Annotated in this window: 14 protein-coding genes and 5 tRNA genes; 1 reads left to right on the forward strand and 18 read right to left on the reverse strand. The window is 52.6% G+C overall.

Translation table 11 applies throughout. The features are described from left to right. Window positions 1–132: 132 nt before the first annotated feature. The 18 genes from ACOTX3_RS06295 to mngA form a co-directional block, all read right to left on the reverse strand. Window positions 133–208: transfer RNA gene (locus ACOTX3_RS06295), tRNA-Lys, on the reverse strand. Between the two features lie 22 nt (window positions 209–230). Further along, a tRNA-Lys gene (locus tag ACOTX3_RS06300) sits at window positions 231–306 on the reverse strand. A gap of 46 nt (window positions 307–352) precedes the next feature. Next, a tRNA-Lys gene (locus ACOTX3_RS06305) sits at window positions 353–428 on the reverse strand. 3 nt (window positions 429–431) lie between these two features. Next, a tRNA-Val gene (locus ACOTX3_RS06310) sits at window positions 432–507 on the reverse strand. Between the two features lie 27 nt (window positions 508–534). After that, window positions 535–610 (reverse strand) — tRNA-Lys (locus tag ACOTX3_RS06315). Between the two features lie 161 nt (window positions 611–771). After that, window positions 772–1,566, reverse strand: coding sequence for a cell division protein CpoB (gene cpoB / locus ACOTX3_RS06320; RefSeq protein WP_013097528.1), 795 nt, complete (start codon window positions 1,564–1,566; stop codon window positions 772–774). A gap of 9 nt (window positions 1,567–1,575) precedes the next feature. Continuing rightward, complete coding sequence (gene pal, locus ACOTX3_RS06325; protein WP_006177214.1) at window positions 1,576–2,097, reverse strand: peptidoglycan-associated lipoprotein Pal; 522 nt, start codon at window positions 2,095–2,097, stop codon at window positions 1,576–1,578. Between the two features lie 35 nt (window positions 2,098–2,132). Further along, window positions 2,133–3,425 (reverse strand): Tol-Pal system beta propeller repeat protein TolB, encoded by a 1,293-nt coding sequence (tolB, locus tag ACOTX3_RS06330; protein WP_013097529.1) that lies wholly within the window; start codon window positions 3,423–3,425, stop codon window positions 2,133–2,135. Window positions 3,426–3,558: 133 nt separating this feature from the next. After that, the gene (gene tolA / locus ACOTX3_RS06335; protein WP_095427304.1) at window positions 3,559–4,824 is read right to left on the reverse strand and encodes a cell envelope integrity protein TolA; all 1,266 of its coding nucleotides are present in this window, start codon (window positions 4,822–4,824) and stop codon (window positions 3,559–3,561) included. A gap of 28 nt (window positions 4,825–4,852) precedes the next feature. Next, window positions 4,853–5,281 (reverse strand): colicin uptake protein TolR, encoded by a 429-nt coding sequence (gene tolR / locus ACOTX3_RS06340; RefSeq protein WP_003858589.1) that lies wholly within the window; start codon window positions 5,279–5,281, stop codon window positions 4,853–4,855. Window positions 5,282–5,284: 3 nt separating this feature from the next. Next, the gene (tolQ, locus tag ACOTX3_RS06345; protein WP_013097532.1) at window positions 5,285–5,977 is read right to left on the reverse strand and encodes a Tol-Pal system protein TolQ; all 693 of its coding nucleotides are present in this window, start codon (window positions 5,975–5,977) and stop codon (window positions 5,285–5,287) included. Beyond that, complete coding sequence (ybgC, locus tag ACOTX3_RS06350) at window positions 5,974–6,378, reverse strand: tol-pal system-associated acyl-CoA thioesterase (protein WP_003858593.1); 405 nt, start codon at window positions 6,376–6,378, stop codon at window positions 5,974–5,976. The genes tolQ and ybgC overlap by 4 nt, the downstream gene beginning before the upstream one ends. Window positions 6,379–6,525: 147 nt before the next feature. Continuing rightward, complete coding sequence (gene ybgE, locus ACOTX3_RS06355; RefSeq protein WP_013097534.1) at window positions 6,526–6,816, reverse strand: cyd operon protein YbgE; 291 nt, start codon at window positions 6,814–6,816, stop codon at window positions 6,526–6,528. Next, window positions 6,816–6,929 carry a cytochrome bd-I oxidase subunit CydX gene (gene cydX, locus ACOTX3_RS06360; RefSeq protein WP_003858598.1) on the reverse strand — a complete coding sequence of 38 codons (114 nt, stop codon included), beginning with the start codon at window positions 6,927–6,929 and terminating at the stop codon, window positions 6,816–6,818. Before cydX ends, ybgE begins: the two co-directional genes overlap by 1 nt. A 14-nt stretch (window positions 6,930–6,943) precedes the next feature. Next, window positions 6,944–8,083, reverse strand: a complete 1,140-nt coding sequence (gene cydB, locus ACOTX3_RS06365; protein WP_013097535.1) for a cytochrome d ubiquinol oxidase subunit II — start codon at window positions 8,081–8,083, stop codon at window positions 6,944–6,946. Window positions 8,084–8,098: 15 nt separating this feature from the next. Further along, window positions 8,099–9,667, reverse strand: coding sequence for a cytochrome ubiquinol oxidase subunit I (cydA, locus tag ACOTX3_RS06370; RefSeq protein ID WP_013097536.1), 1,569 nt, complete (start codon window positions 9,665–9,667; stop codon window positions 8,099–8,101). Between the two features lie 669 nt (window positions 9,668–10,336). Next, window positions 10,337–12,967, reverse strand: a complete 2,631-nt coding sequence (gene mngB, locus ACOTX3_RS06375) for a mannosylglycerate hydrolase (protein WP_058679325.1) — start codon at window positions 12,965–12,967, stop codon at window positions 10,337–10,339. Between the two features lie 23 nt (window positions 12,968–12,990). Then, complete coding sequence (gene mngA / locus ACOTX3_RS06380; RefSeq protein WP_058679347.1) at window positions 12,991–14,907, reverse strand: PTS 2-O-a-mannosyl-D-glycerate transporter subunit IIABC; 1,917 nt, start codon at window positions 14,905–14,907, stop codon at window positions 12,991–12,993. Between the two features lie 181 nt (window positions 14,908–15,088). Here mngA and ACOTX3_RS06385 point away from each other — a divergent pair, with 181 nt between their 5' ends. Beyond that, window positions 15,089–15,805: a GntR family transcriptional regulator gene (locus ACOTX3_RS06385; protein ID WP_058679326.1), complete on the forward strand. Its 717-nt coding sequence runs from the start codon at window positions 15,089–15,091 to the stop codon at window positions 15,803–15,805. Window positions 15,806–16,119 lie beyond the last annotated feature (314 nt).

The raw sequence follows: 16,119 nt of genomic DNA on the forward strand, positions 1-16,119 counted from the left end.
ACGCAGGGCAATTGTGTTTTGTATACTAAACAAGATAGCGAATCTGGAGTGAAAAGTCACCGGGAATAGATGTGCGGAGCATTTGTTGTATCGCAGATAGCAAAAAAGCGCCTTTAGGGCGCTTTTTAACATTGGTGGGTCGTGCAGGATTCGAACCTGCGACCAATTGATTAAAAGTCAACTGCTCTACCAACTGAGCTAACGACCCCTTGCGGGATTTTTCTTCGAAGTGGTGGGTCGTGCAGGATTCGAACCTGCGACCAATTGATTAAAAGTCAACTGCTCTACCAACTGAGCTAACGACCCATTCGGGTGCTGACTTCGAAGATTTTACTCGGTTCCACGTTTGAAGTGGTGGGTCGTGCAGGATTCGAACCTGCGACCAATTGATTAAAAGTCAACTGCTCTACCAACTGAGCTAACGACCCGAGTGGTGGGTGATGACGGGCTCGAACCGCCGACCCCCTCCGTGTAAAGGAGATGCTCTACCAACTGAGCTAATCACCCACTCTGTACTGCCGGAACTGCTTTAAGTGGTGGGTCGTGCAGGATTCGAACCTGCGACCAATTGATTAAAAGTCAACTGCTCTACCAACTGAGCTAACGACCCACTTTTACGCTGCTTTCACGTTGTTTGATATCCCGTGGCAACGGCGGCATATATTACTGATTTAAGAATTCTGCGCAACAAAAATTTCGATGAAGATCACTTAACTGCTTAGTAATCATGCTGCACGACCAGAAATAACGCGATTTCTGGTCATGCGATAATCATCCCATCGAACTCAGACGTTTTTGCGCCTGTTTGGCCCCTTCCGTGCCCGGGAATTTTGCAACCACCTGCTGATAAACCGCTTTGGCTTTCGCAGTGTCACCTTTGTCCTGCATGATCACGCCGACCTTAAACATCGCATCAGGCGCTTTTGGCGATTTGGGGTAATTTTTCACCACAGAAGCGAAATAAAACGCCGCATCGTCTTTTTTACCCTTGTTGTAATTCAACTGACCCAGCCAGTAATTTGCGTTTGGCTGGTAAGTGGAATCCGGGTACTTCTTAACGAAGTTCTGAAACGCAACGATAGCATCATCCTGGCGCGATTTATCCTGTACCAGTGCAATGGCCGCGTTGTAATCCGTGTTCGCGTCACCACTCTGCACAGGCGCCCCTGTCGCAGCAGAGGCATCGGCTGAAGGCGCTGGCGCGTCTGTGGCCGCTCCGCTTTGATCGCCCGCTGCTGGTTGCGCTGCTGCCCCCCCGCTGCTCAGGCTATCAATCTGCAGCAAGATCTGCTTTTGACGTTCCACAACCTGGTTAAGCTGATACTGGCTCTCCTGAATCTGACCACGGAGGGAGTCGATATCAGTTTGGTTATCGGAAAGTTGTTGCTGGAGTTGGGTTAAAAGCTGACTGTGAGCGTTAGAGATACGCTCGAGTTGAGTGACCCGGTCTTCCACCGAGCCTGAGCCGACACTACTGATTGGTGCCTGAGCAAAAGCGGCCCAGGGGGCCGCTATTCCAACCAGTAACGACAGACTCAACAGATGATGTCTGAAGTTACTGCTCATGCAATTCTCTTAGTAAACCAGTACGGCACGACGGTTTTTGGCGTACGCCGCTTCGTCATGACCCAGTACTGCAGGTTTTTCTTTACCGTAAGAAACGATGGAGATCTGGTCAGCAGAAACGCCTTTACCCTGCAGGTACATTTTAACAGCGTTAGCACGACGTTCACCCAGGGAGATGTTGTACTCTGGAGTACCACGTTCGTCCGCGTGACCTTCTACGGTGACTTTGTAAGACGGGTTGCTACGCAGGAAGTTAGCGTGAGCATCCAGCATCGCAGCGAAGTCAGAACGGATGTCGTATTTATCCAGATCGAAGTAAACGATGTTGTTCTGCTGCAGCTGCTGCATCTGAAGACGCGCTTGCTCTTCAGAGGACATGTTGCCATTGCCGTTCGCGTCCATACCGGTGCCGGCACCCATCATGCCTTCGCCGCTCTGGTCATTGCTGGCGTTCTTGTTAGAAGAACACGCTGCGATTGCCATTACAGGCAGAGCGATCATCAGCCCCTTCAGCACTTTGTTCAGTTGCATTTCTATGATTCCTTTAGTAATCAATTAATTATTATTTACAGATACGGCGACCAGGCAGGGGATTTTACCTGTCCATCAGTTGCCGGAATACGCGCTTTGAAACGCCCATCTGTAGAAACCAGATTCAGCACAGATCCCATCCCCTGAGAAGAGCTGTAGATTACCATAGTGCCGTTAGGTGCCAGACTTGGCGTTTCATCCAGGAACGTTGACGACAGAACTTGGACGCCACCCGCTACCAGATCTTGTTTGGCAATGTGCTGCTGCCCACCGTTGGAGCTGACCATTACCATAAATTTACCGTCGCTGCTCACATCTGCGTTCTGGTTCTGAGAGCCTTCCCAGGTGATACGCTGCGGAGCCCCGCCGTTGATGTTCACTTTATAGATTTGTGGACGGCCTGCCTGGTCAGAGGTAAACGCCAGGTTCTGGCTGTCCGGGAACCATGATGGTTCCGTGTTGTTGCTGCGACCATCCGTCACCTGACGGATCTGACCAGAACCAATGTCCATCACGTACAGGTTCAGGCTACCGGTTTTGGACAGCGCAAAGGCCAGCTTAGAGCCGTCCGGCGAGAACGAAGGCGCACCGTTGTGACGTGGGAACGACGCCACCTGACGAACAGCACCGTTAGCCAGCGTCTGAATAACCAGCGCAGAACGACCGCTTTCGAAGGTCACGTAAGCCAGTTTAGACCCGTCCGGAGACCAGGCTGGAGACATCAGCGGCTGAGAAGAGCGTTTCACCAGGAACTGGTTGTAACCGTCGTAGTCAGAGACGCGCAGCTCATACGGGAACTGGCCGCCGTTGGTCTGTACCACATAGGCGATACGGGTACGGAACGCACCTTTAATACCGGTCAGTTTTTCGAATACCGCATCGCTGGCAGCGTGAGCCGCATAGCGCAGGTACTGTTTAGTGACCTTGTAAGAGTTCTGAGCCAGAACGGTACCCGGTGCACCGCCGGTATCCACCAGCTGCCAGGCCACGTTGTAAGAGCCGTCCGGGTTAGGGGTAACCTGACCCACAACCACGGCATCAATGCCCAGTGCAGACCATGCGGCAGGTTGAACTTCCTGCGCGCTACCCGGCTGCTGAGGCAGACGAGAACGATCTAACGGGTTGAATTTACCGCTGTTACGCAGGTCAGCTGCCACGATGCCGCCGGCATCTTCAGGCGCCGCACCAGGGCCAGCCCACTGGAATGGAACTACACCGATTGGGCGTGCCGAGTCCACCCCCTGGGTGATCTCGATACGTACTTCTGCGTGCAGTACAGCTGCCCACAGCATTAAGAAACTAAATGCTACACGTAATGCCTGCTTCATCATATCTCCCTTATCTGGGTAACCTTACCCACGATAATTTAGCAGAATGTTAACAAACCCAAATAGACAAAACTACTAAACCCTGTGACTAAACCTGGTCTATTTTTCCCCGTTTGCACGGGGAAAATGTAACTTAAGGTTTGAAGTCCAGCGGTGCATTTTTAAAGACTTCGTAGACTGCCTGAGACGGTGGTTTAGGCATCTTCGCCTGACGTGCTGCAGCCTGAGCTGCAGTACACAAAGCGGGATCCCCACCTTCAGACTTAATATCAAGAAGCATGCCGTCCGGCGCCAGTTTTATACGCAGCGTACACGTTTTACCGGTATAGGAAGACGCATCATAGAATCGGCTTTCGATAGCGGATTTAATCTGCGCAGCATAGCCATTGATTTCAGCCCCTGTCGCACCGTTGCTCTTAGTGTTACCACTTCCTGTCGGTGCTGCGTTGTTTCCTTTCGCCCCACCGCCTGTTTTCGGCGCATTCTTACCGGAACTGAGATCGCCCAGCAGATCGTCAACGCCCGCAGCGGCAGCGGCTTTTTCTGCAGCAGCCTTTTTCGCTGCAGCTTTTTCAGCAGCCGCTTTTTTATCGGCAGCAGCCTTCTCAGCTGCAGCTTTTTTGTCGGCAGCTTTCTTCTCCGCAGCCGCTTTTTCAGCAGCGGCGGCTTTTTCTGCGGCAGCTTTCTCGGCAGCGGCGGCTTTCTTCGCAGCCTCGGCAGCCGCTTTCTTCTCGGCTTCCTGAGCAGCTTTTTTTGCAGCTTCGGCTTCAGCTTTCTTCTGAGCATCAGCAGCGGCTTTTTTCGCGGCTTCTGCTTCCGCTTTCTTCTGAGCATCAGCGGCGGCTTTCTTCGCGGCTTCCGCTTCCGCTTTCTTCTGGGCGTCGGCAGCGGCTTTCTTCGCCGCTTCTGCCGCTAATTTCGCCTGGGCATCAGCCTGTGCTTTGGCATCCGCTGCGGCTTTAGCTGCCGCCTCTTCCGCCTGCTTTTGCTGTTCCTGGGCTTTCTTCGCGGCCTCTTCGGCTTGCTTCTGCTGTTCTGCCTGCTCTTTCGCGGCTTCCTGCGCCTGCAAACGTTCTTTCTCAAGCTGCTTCAGACGTTCCTGCTCGGCGGCCTGCTTTTCACGCAGTTCCTCCGCTTGCTGTTGCGCCTGTTTTTCTCGCTGCTCTTCAGCCCGTTTTGCACTCGCCTGCTGCTGTTGCTGACGGTTATAGTTCTGCACGACCGCACCGGGATCCACCATGACGGCGTCGATAGAAGAACCGCCACCGCCGCCCGCTGATGCATCAATATGCTCGTCGAACGAACTCCAGATCAGCCCTGCAAAAAGGATCACATGCAGCACTGCGGAGACGATTATCGCTCGCTTAAGCTTGTCGTTCTGTTCGGTTGCCTTTGACACTATCGGTTCCCAAAAACTACGCGGATGATCAAATAGGCTGAGTCATTAAGCCGACAGACTTAACACCCGCACTATGTAGCAAGTTCAGCGCTTTAATAATTTCATCGTAAGGCACGTCTTTCGCACCACCGATTAAGAAGACCGTTTTCGGATTTGACTCCAGGCGTCGTTGCGCTTCAGCAATCACCTGCTCCGGCGGTAGCTGATCCATACGATCTTTCTCTACCACGACGCTGTATTGCCCTACGCCGGAAACCTCAATGATGACCGGAGGATCGTCATTGGTGCTTACCGCCTGTGATTCTGTCGCATCCGGCAGATCAACTTCCACGCTCTGGGTAATGATGGGCGCTGTCGCCATAAAGATCAGCAGCAACACCAGCAGTACGTCCAGCAGCGGAACGATATTGATTTCGGACTTGAGCTCGCGACGACCTCGTCCACGCGATCTGGCCATGGTTTACCCCTTGTTGCTCTCGGTGCTGGTAAACGCCTGACGGTGCAGAATCGCGGTGAACTCTTCCATGAAGTTGTCGTAGTTCAGTTCCAGTTTATTCACGCGCTGGTTCAGACGGTTGTAAGCCATAACCGCCGGGATTGCCGCAAACAGACCGATAGCGGTTGCAATCAGTGCTTCTGCAATACCCGGTGCAACCATCTGCAACGTCGCCTGCTTCACTGCGCCCAGCGCGATAAAGGCGTGCATGATCCCCCACACCGTACCAAACAGGCCGATATACGGGCTGATGGAACCCACCGTTCCCAGGAAAGGAATGTGCGTTTCAAGATTTTCCAGCTCGCGGTTCATGGAGATACGCATCGCACGCGAGGCTCCTTCCACCACCGCTTCAGGCGCGTGGCTGTTCGCACGGTGCAGACGGGCAAACTCTTTGAATCCGCTGTAGAAAATTTGTTCGGAGCCAGCGAGACTGTCGCGACGACCCTGACTTTCCTGATACAGACGGGACAGTTCGATACCCGACCAGAACTTATCTTCAAACGCTTCCGCTTCACGGCCAGCCGCATTGAGAATACGCGTTCTCTGGATGATGATGGCCCAGGATGCGATTGAAAAACCAATCAAAATCAGCATGATAAGTTTAACCAGAAGGCTTGCCTTCAGGAACAAATCAAGGATATTCATGTCAGTCACTGCTTAAACTCCGCGACAATAGACTTAGGAAGCGCACGAGGCTTCATTATGGTTGGATCAACACAGACAATCAGTACTTCAGCTGAGTTCAGTACGGTGTTCTCTGCATTGACTATCCGCTGCGTGAAAACCAGCGAGGTTCCGCGCATTGATGTAATTTCAGTTTGGACTTCGAGCATATCGTCGAGTCTGGCAGGCGCAAAATACTCAAGCGTCATCTTGCGTACCACAAAGGCAACTCGCTCAGCCAACAGTACCTGTTGACTAAAGTGATGATGGCGCAGCATCTCTGTGCGTGCCCGTTCATAAAAAGCAACGTAGCTGGCGTGGTAAACCACACCACCGGCATCGGTATCTTCGTAATAGACACGAACCGGCCATCGAAACAGCGTTGTATTCACTTTACATCCCGGTAATGCAACAAAAGTTTATGCTTTAAACTTCGCTACTATACGCGCGGGAATGATGGTTTGGAATGGGAGAAAGTAAACGGAGAGTAAATTTTTATGGGCTCGGGTAAGCCCATATGGTTAACGGACATTTCTTATTCAGAAGAAGAAGAAAATCAATCCAGCAAGCAGCACGATATCGGCGATAAGCGGGCAGAAAATGCCCTGCCAGTGAATCGCTTTCGGACGAAAGCCTACGCCGTGGATCACACCTGCGCACACCGCCCACATAATGAGAAAGCCGTGCCAGATCTCAAGCTCGCTGGTCTTCGCTGCAAAACGCGAAGGGTCCCAGAAGATACACCCTGCCAGCAGTAATGCCATCACTAAAGAAAGCGCCCGTAACGGGCGCTTATCCATTACCGCATATAACGTTGCGATAATCTTCATTAGTGTTTTTCTTCACCCGCTTTGGTCGCTTCAACGTGCTCAAGCGCCAGGGCAGTGATGACACCAAAAGCACAGGCAAGAAGCGTCCCTAAAATCCATGCGAAATACCACATATTCAGCTCCTTACTTAGTACATAGAGTGGGTGTTGCTTTCGATATGTTCTTTAGTGATACGACCGAACATTTTCCAGTAACACCAGATGGTGTAGGCCAGAACAATCGGAACGAACACGCAAGCAACATAAGTCATTAAGTTCAGCGTCATATGACTGGAGGTTGCATCCCACATGGTCAGGCTAGCATTCAGCATGGTGCTGGATGGCATCACGAATGGGAACATAGCGATACCTGCAGTCAGGATGATGCACGCCAGCGTCAGTGATGAGAACACGAACGCCAGAGCGCCTTTTTCCAGACGAGACGTCAGAACCGTCAGCAGCGGCAGCAACACACCCAACGCCGGAATAGCCCACAGCACAGGCATCGCGTTGAAGTTCACCAGCCATGCACCGGCCTCACGCGCCACTTCTTTGGTCAGCGGGTTAGACGGCGCGACGTGGTTAATCGCAGACGTCACCACGTAACCATCAATACCGTAGACCACCCAAACACCTGCCAGCGCGAAGCAGACCAGTGTGATCAGGGCAGCAACCTGAGCCGTTGCACGAGAACGCAGATGCAGCTCACCAACAGTACGCATCTGCAGATAGGTTGCGCCCTGGGTGATGATCATCGCCACACTGACTACGCCTGCCAGCAGACCAAACGGATTCAGCAGCTGGAAGAAGTTACCGGTGTAGTAAAGACGCATGTACTCGTCCATGTGGAACGGTACACCCTGCAGCAGGTTACCGAATGCCACACCAATCACCAGCGGTGGAACGAAGCTACCAATGAAGATGCCCCAGTCCCACATGTTACGCCAGCGGGTGTCTTCAATCTTGGAACGGTAGTCAAAACCGACCGGACGGAAGAATAAAGACGCCAGAACCAGAATCATCGCCACGTAGAAACCGGAGAACGCAGCCGCGTAAACCATCGGCCAGGCAGCGAACAGCGCGCCGCCTGCGGTGATCAGCCACACCTGGTTACCGTCCCAGTGCGGGGCGATGGAGTTGATCATGATTCGACGCTCGGTGTCATTACGACCGAGGAAACGGGTGAGCATCCCCACCCCCATGTCGAAACCATCCGTGACAGCAAAACCGATCAGCAGAACACCGATCAACAGCCACCAGATAAAACGCAATACTTCATAATCGATCATTTGATGACTCCTGTCTTAGCGTGCCGGCTGAGTAGTCACACCGGACTGCTCGTAGTGATAGCGACCGGTTTTCAGGCTGCTTGGGCCAAGGCGCGCGAACTTGAACATCAGGAACAGTTCAGCCACCAGGAACAGGGTGTAGAGACCACAGATCAGCAGCATTGAGAAGATCAGATCGCCTGCTGTCAGCGAGGAGTTGGCCACCGCCGTTGGCAGCACCTCACCAATCGCCCATGGCTGACGTCCATACTCCGCAACAAACCAGCCGGACTCAATTGCGATCCACGGCAGCGGGATAGCATACAGCGCCGTACGCAGCAGCCATTTTTTCTCGCCGATGCGGTTACGAATCACAGACCAGAAGGACGCCGCAATGATCAGCAGCATGATGATGCCGCAGCCTACCATGATGCGGAATGCAAAGTAGAGTGGCGCTACGCGTGGAATAGAGTCTTTGGTTGCCATCTGGATCTGCGCTTCCGTCGCGTCGGAGACGTTCGGGGTATAGCGTTTCAGCAGCAGACCGTAGCCCAGATCTTTCTTCACGTCGTTGAACTGGTCACGAACGGCCTGGTCGGTAGAACCGGCACGCAGCTGTTCCAGCAGAGCGTAGGCTTTCATACCGTTACGGATACGGCCTTCGTGCTGCTCCATCAGCTCTTTCAGACCCGTCACCTGTTTGTCAACAGAACGGGTGGCGATGATACCCAGCGCATAAGGAATTTGAATGGCGAAGCGGTTTTCCTGGGCGTCCTGGTCCGGAATACCGAACAGGGTAAAGGCAGCCGGGGCCGGTTGGGTTTCCCATTCAGCTTCGATTGCGGCGAGCTTGGTTTTCTGTACGTCACCCATTTCATAACCGGATTCATCACCCAGCACGATAACGGAGAGGATGGCAGCCATACCGAAGCTTGCAGCGATAGCAAAGGAACGTTTAGCGAAGGCGAAGTCACGACCACGCAGCATATAGTAGGAGCTGATGCCCAGAATGAACATCGCGCCGCACACATAGCCAGAGGCCACGGTGTGGACGAATTTAACCTGAGCAACCGGGTTCAGGACCAGCTCGGCAAAGCTGACCATCTCCATACGCATGGTTTCGAAGTTGAAATCAGACGCAATCGGGTTCTGCATCCAGCCGTTTGCCACCAGGATCCACAGCGCGGACAGGTTAGACCCTAATGCCACCAGCCATGTCACCGCCATATGCTGGACTTTGCCCAGACGGTCCCAGCCGAAGAAGAACAGACCTACAAAGGTGGATTCGAGGAAGAAGGCCATCAGACCTTCAATGGCCAGCGGCGCACCGAAGATATCCCCTACATAGTGGGAATAATATGACCAGTTAGTCCCGAACTGGAACTCCATGGTCAAACCGGTAGCCACGCCCAGTGCGAAGTTGATACCAAACAACTTGCCCCAGAACTTGGTCATATCTTTATAAATCTGTTTGCCGGACAGAACGTATACCGTTTCCATGATGGCCAGCAGGAACGCCATACCGAGCGTCAGCGGCACAAACAGGAAGTGGTACATCGCGGTCAAGGCAAACTGTAAGCGCGACAGTTCGACTACGTCTAACATTATGACTCCTTGCTCATCGCATGAAGACTCCGAGAGTGAACCCAGGAAAAGGATCCACACGCATGCCCCAATACAAAGTTATCTGCTCCCCTTCTTCGTTGCCTATTCTCTACAGAATGAAAAAGCAGTGATGAAAGGTTACAAATACGTTAATAAAAAACTCAAATTGGTCCCGCAAATATAATACGCTGCAAAACCCTTACAATAAACAGGTTTTTATTGAATCATATTTACGTTTTTCGACGGCGATCAATTTATAGCAAAATTACCACTTTTCAACCATTTTGATAGGGGACAATTTAGCGCTTTTAAGCACCTTTTTCCAAGGATTAAACTTTGATTTAAATCAAAAACAACGACCGATGTTAACCATGTTTAAACGCGGTAAGAATGGTGAAAACCATGTTAACGATATGTGTATACAAAGCTGTGGTTGGTTATCGAAGAAGGGAAAAAATATAAACAGAAGTGATTTTAATTAACGCAAAAGAAAAACACCTTTTCGACGCGGGGCAATCCTTAAAGCGTAGTCGGGCCAGGTTATTTTTCCAGAGTTTGACTGCAACCCTTCGAAATTACATTTAATTTACTTTTCGCGCTCTATAAGTTAACACCGTAGCGTGACTATTTAATGAAAAAAGGCTGCACTTGGCAGCCTTTTATCGTTTTTCATGCAAGAAGAATGCTAAAGGTTCGTGACTGCCCCGGTCTGAACGTGCCGGTAATCCCCTGCTCTTCACGATCATCCCGTAACCGTTCATTCAGGTCCGTTTCGCCGCACCGTTTCAACGCCGGGTTAACGGATAACGTCGTCTCGCAGACGCTGGACTCCGAAGGGTTGAACAGGCGAAGAATAAGTTCATCCCGATCTTCCGCTTTTTTGAGCGCGCTGAGCACGCATCCCGTCGGGGAAAGCGCCAGCAGACTGTAACTTTCCGGCGTGGTGAACGACGCACGGTTTAATTTCATCGCATCCCAGGGGATCTTGTTATAGCACTGCACCGGCGTTAACCACGCCTTAGCCTGCTGCGCGACGCCCGTGCTTTCAGGGGTGCCACTGAAACTGAACAGGCTAAAACGGCAAGTTAACGGACCACGCATCTGGGAATCCGGGACGGGCATCTTAATCCCCGAAGGTCTGCCAGGGCGCAACAGCAAATCTTCTTTTCCGAGTAACCCCACGCCGCGCAGCAGAGTCAGCGCAAAGGCTTTTTTGGTATCGCCCACCACTTCAAATTCACGTAGTCCTTCTGTAAACAGCGCAAGCCCGTTTCGCTTTTCCTGCAGCACGGCATAGTTGAGCAAATTCCAGACAGGAACGGGCGCTTCTTTCCAGCCCTCTTCCTGCCAGCGTTGCATCGCAGCGTCCTGCACGGGGCGAGTAATGGTGCCAAACTGCGTATCCGCGAGCACGTGCTGAGTCGTAAACGGTGTGGGGATCAGCACCCGAACGCGGTGGTCATCCGCCTGGTTATCCAGACGCACCGCCACATCAATACGTCTGCTGTTGTGGCTGAGCGTAATGTCAAATGCCACCTCAAGAGAACCCTTTCGCTGACGTGCTGCGCGTTCAGAGAGGTTTGCCGGTACAGCAATACGGTGGCGGATCACCGCCCTGCTCTGCCAGGCTTCGTGTATGACGTCAACCTGATGCTTGCCCTGTGCTGAAGTGAGTCTCCACTCTTCCCGTGAAGGCGAGTAGTCGTACTCATCGCCATCATCCGAACTCTCTTCAATCTCCAGTACCCGGTCGTAAATCAGGCCGGTTTCTTTGTCGCGCAGACGCAGCGTACCGTCGTCGTTTATATCAATCTGCCAGAAGGCATTTTCCAGTAAGGCACCGGTGTTTTGCGCCGGAGAGAGCACCTTTCCGGCTACGTGCGGTTCTATAAACAGCGTACGGTAGCCCATCGACGGCAGGATCTGGCTGAGCTGGATATCAAACTCCATAAACGGTTCGTAGTTACCGTAATGGACAATCTGCCGGTCAATGAGGCCAGGGTCGAGCTCGCGTGCGCTGCGAATGAAATACGGGATCTCGTTGCCTTTCTCATCACGCAGACGAAACTGGCTGGCGCGCAGCCGAATCGTGGTGTTCATCACCTCTTCACGCGGCCAGGGCATCAGGTTGAACATCACCAGCTTATCGGCGTCGGATTGCGGCATGTTGTCGACAATCTTGCGCATATAGAAGCGCACCAGGTTGTCTGCCATGTCCTCCGCCAGCTCAAAGCGGGAGACAATCTCGCGATGCACCTTGTCGCTGCAGCAGCAGCCGATGCTGTCGTGGGCGTGATTCTTGAGGATCTCTTTCCACATTTTCTCCAGCAGACCGTGGTGATAGTCGAAGCCGAGAGTCCAGGCAAGCGTCGCCAGCGGCTCAAGCACGTTGACGATTTTATTCTCGATACGCGCATGGGCGATTTTAATATCCATGCGCGTGGAGCCGATTGTCCGGTGCACGCGCATGTATTTCCCGTCGATAAACTCCCCTTTCAGCGTCGCCAGTTCATCGCGCCGCGCCTCAATATGGTCAAACACCTCCTCGAAGCGGCTCATCACAAACTGACGTTGCGGATAGATTTCACGAAGCTTCTCCATCACCGCAAAAAGGTTCTGCTGCAGCGGCATCTGGTCGTGTCCGTTGGGCAGCAAAATCTCTTTGGTGACAGAGGCGTTTTCCAGGACCTCGAAATAACTGTCGAGCCGTTTTCGTAGCCCGGCCTCATCCTCAGGTAAGTACTTACCAATCGCATAGCCCAGCGGCAACACCTGTGCCGTCACTTCACTGCCGTCCTGGCTCTGCCAGAGAAATTCGGTTTTATCGGTACCGTGTCGTTCAGAACAGCCGCGCCAGAACATCGTGCGGGTAATGCCAAAGCCGTTATAAATATGCGGAAGCTGGCCTGACATCCCAAACGAATCCGGCAGATAACCGATCATCATCGGCTCGCCGAACGCCATACAGTCGCGAATACCGTACATCAGGTTGCGGACAATCGACTCGCCGCTGACGATCGTGGTATCGGTCTGGGTATACCACGGGCCGATAATCAGTTTTCCGCGCTCGACAAGTGCCTTCACCCGCGAGCGGTTTTCGGGCTTGACGGCAAAGTAATCCTCCAGCACTGCCGTCTGTCCGTCGAGAACGTAATATTTATAGGCCTCGTCCTGCTCCAGACGGGTCAGGATCTCTTCCATATTATTGACCAGAAGAATACGCGACTCTTCGGTGGTGAAGTACCACTCACGGTCCCAGTGCATATGCGGCGTGATATGAACGCGAGATACAGCTTTCATCTTCGTTTCCTGTGTTGTGCGTTTTACGGTATGGCGTCTTCAGTGATGTATTTGCCCGTTTTGACCGCCTGACGTCGCCAGAGCAGCAGAATAAATGTGGAGATAGCGGTCCCCACCAGCGCCGCGCCAAACCAGCCTGCCGCTGCAACCACACCGCTCAGCCCTGCATCATGAAGTAAAAAGAGCGAGAAAATGCCTGCGCCCGGCGTGGACAGGCCGATCCCCATCGCGCCAACAATCGCCCCTGTCACCATGGAGCCCAGCACAAATGAGCCAATGACGCGGAGGGGATCTTCAATCGCCATCGGTATCGCCCCTTCGGTAATGCCCGCGAGGCCAAGCAGCCACGTTGATTTGCCGGTTTCAATTTCAAACGGTTTAAACAATCTCGGCGCCAGCATCGTTGACGCCGTTACGGTAAAGGCCGAGACCATCTTGACGGAGGCGAAAATCGCATAGGGGCCATACACCCCGTTGGCCATCGCCCCGAGGCAGAACGCGTAGGAGGCTTTGTTGACCGGCCCGCCCAAATCGAACGAACACATAAAGCCAAGGATCGCGCCCAGGAGCAGCGCATTCGCGCCAGAAAGACCATTGAGCCAGGCGGTGAGCGCGTTGTTTATCCAGGCCACCGGTTCGCCGATCACAAACAGCATCAGGCTGCCTGCGCCCAGTACGCCAATAACCGGATAAAGATAAAAGGTTAAGAAGCCGTTGAAGCGGCTACTGAGGCGAATGTGATTTTTCACCCAGCGCATCAGGTAGCCCGCAATCAGCCCGCCTGCGATGGCCCCCAGAAAACCGGAACCAATCATATTGGCAGCCAGACCGGCAGCGAAACCCGGCGTCAGCGCCGGTTTATCCGCCAGTGAATAAGCGGTATACGCCGCCAGAACGGGAACCATCAGCATGCCAAGCATGCCGCCGCCAAGCTTGCGGTACATCCACAGCCACGAATTTTCCTGATCGAACAAGTGCTGCAGCCCCAGGATTTGCGCCAGCAATACCGACACGGCCAGCACCGTACCGCCAGCAACAATCAACGGCACCGCAAAGGAGATGCCGCTCAGGAGCGCCTGCTTGAGCTCGGTTTTGACACTCTTTTTTGTTTCAGTATCGACGGGCGCATGCCGCGCAGCTTCGGCAGGCTTTAACGCCAGCGCGCGTTCGATTAACGCTTCAGCATGGCGTAGTGGCTCCGCAACGGGTACGGAAACGGTGGGGATCCCCACAAAGCGTTCACTCTCTTTGATCGCCACTTCTGCGGCAAAGATACATGCTCTGGCCTCCTGCAGTTGTTGCGACGTGAGGCGCCCCTCAATGCCGTTCGCCCCCTGCTTTTCCACCACCACGTTGATGCCCATCCTGCGTCCCGCTTTTTCCAGATATTCCGCCGCCATATAGGTGTGGGCAATCCCGGCCGGGCAGGCGGTAACGCAGACGATAGTCGGGGCATCCTGCGAAAATGCATTTATCTGCGCATTCTCTTTTGTATCCAGTGCCGCAAGCAGTGCCTGAGGCGTGGACGCCGCCTGCACGCGTGCCCGTAAATCATCATCCGCCAGCCGGGTGGTTAGCGCCGTCAACAGTTGCATATGCGTACTGCCTGCTTCTGCAGGAGGGATTGCCAGCAAAAAAATCAGCTCTACCGGTTCCGGGCCATCCATACCTTGCCACAATAGCGGCTCACGCAATGTTGCCACCGCGAAGGCCGCTTCTTTCACCGCTGAGCTTTTACCGTGAGGCACGGCCAGCCCTTCGCCCAACGCTGTTGGCCCCAGGCTTTCGCGAGCAAAGACTTCTTCAATGAAAGCCTGCGAGTCGGTAATTTTGCCAAGCGAGACCAGCCGCTCAGCCAGCGCGTGAATAGCTTCGTCACGGCTACTGAAATGTGCGTTGAGGCACAGCGCATCAGGATGCGTTAACGCCGTCAGGTTAATCATCATTCCCACCATCAGAAAAAATGTATGCGCCGATTGTGCCAGAACAAAAAATACATTTATGTGATCATTTTCACTTATGGCGCATCATTTGTATTTAATTTGTATTATTTACAAAAATCTCTGAGGGTGCATAATTAGCGAGAATAGTATTAAGAAAACAATACAAAAACGGAATAACATGACCAGCAAACCGAAGTATCGGCAGATTGCAGATGCGTTGCACCAGCAAATTCAGCGCGGCGAACTTAAAGCTGGCGATGCGTTACCCACCGAATCTGCCCTGCAGGAAACCTATGCAGTCAGCCGCGTCACGGTACGTCAGGCGCTGAAGTTGCTCACCGAACAAAACATCATTGAGAGCATTCAGGGCAGCGGATCGTATGTGAAAGAGGAGCGGGTCAATTACGATATTTATCAACTCACCAGTTTTTACGAAAAACTCGCGGATCGGAACGTTGAAACCCACAGTGACGTACAGATTTTTGAGGTTGTCAGAGCGGGCGAATCTCTGGCGCAGACGCTGCTGTTGGCAACGGGCGATAAAGTCTGGCACATCAAACGCGTACGCTTTATTAAACAAAAACCGGTGACGCTGGAAGAGACCTGGATGCCGCTCGCGCTTTTCCCTGACCTGACATGGGAAGTGATGGAAAACTCCAAATACCACTACATTGAGCAGATCAAAAAAATGGTCATCGATCGCAGCGAGCAGGAGATCGTCCCGGTCATGCCTGACGAGGAAGTGATCGCCGCGCTGGGTATTGATCCAACCAAACCGATCCTCGAAAAAATTTCGCGCGGCTTTCTCAAGGACGGCAGAGTTTTTGAATACAGCCGCAATAGTTTTAAAAGCGAAGATTACCGCTTCACGTTAATTGCGCGTCGTCATCACTGATTTTCACGCCCTGTATTACAACAGGGTATATTAATTAATGGGATAAAATATTTCCGTCTGTACCTTTTTGTAAGGCCTGGCAAATTTATTATTTACGAAATAAATAATATAAAGTGAGCGCGCTCACGCTTATTATTCTTAATTTAACAACCCCTACGCTTTTACCCCTTATCAACACTGACTCTCCATCATTCATTCACCAAAACAATGAATTGCCACACTTTCGTTTTTTTTGCGAACAGTTCATACTACTCGCGGATATAATTTCATTTTCCCGATTTCATTATACCTCATTCTTGATGTGGTCTTTCACA

This window comes from Enterobacter cloacae complex sp. IR5384 (assembly GCF_049237265.1).
GTDB lineage: Bacteria > Pseudomonadota > Gammaproteobacteria > Enterobacterales > Enterobacteriaceae > Enterobacter > Enterobacter cloacae.

Excerpts from the sequence above, each read along its gene's own strand:
- pal (WP_006177214.1), bottom strand. The coding sequence starts at position 2,097 with ATGCAACTGAACAAAGTGCTGAAGGGGCTGATGATCGCTCTGCCTGTA.
- tolR (WP_003858589.1), bottom strand. The coding sequence starts at position 5,281 with ATGGCCAGATCGCGTGGACGAGGTCGTCGCGAGCTCAAGTCCGAAATC.
- cydA (WP_013097536.1), bottom strand. The coding sequence starts at position 9,667 with ATGTTAGACGTAGTCGAACTGTCGCGCTTACAGTTTGCCTTGACCGCG.
- tolB (WP_013097529.1), bottom strand. The coding sequence starts at position 3,425 with ATGAAGCAGGCATTACGTGTAGCATTTAGTTTCTTAATGCTGTGGGCA.
- cpoB (WP_013097528.1), bottom strand. The coding sequence starts at position 1,566 with ATGAGCAGTAACTTCAGACATCATCTGTTGAGTCTGTCGTTACTGGTT.
- cydB (WP_013097535.1), bottom strand. The coding sequence starts at position 8,083 with ATGATCGATTATGAAGTATTGCGTTTTATCTGGTGGCTGTTGATCGGT.
- ybgE (WP_013097534.1), bottom strand. The coding sequence starts at position 6,816 with ATGAAGATTATCGCAACGTTATATGCGGTAATGGATAAGCGCCCGTTA.
- mngB (WP_058679325.1), bottom strand. The coding sequence starts at position 12,967 with ATGAAAGCTGTATCTCGCGTTCATATCACGCCGCATATGCACTGGGAC.
- cydX (WP_003858598.1), bottom strand. The coding sequence starts at position 6,929 with ATGTGGTATTTCGCATGGATTTTAGGGACGCTTCTTGCCTGTGCTTTT.
- ACOTX3_RS06385 (WP_058679326.1), top strand. The coding sequence starts at position 15,089 with ATGACCAGCAAACCGAAGTATCGGCAGATTGCAGATGCGTTGCACCAG.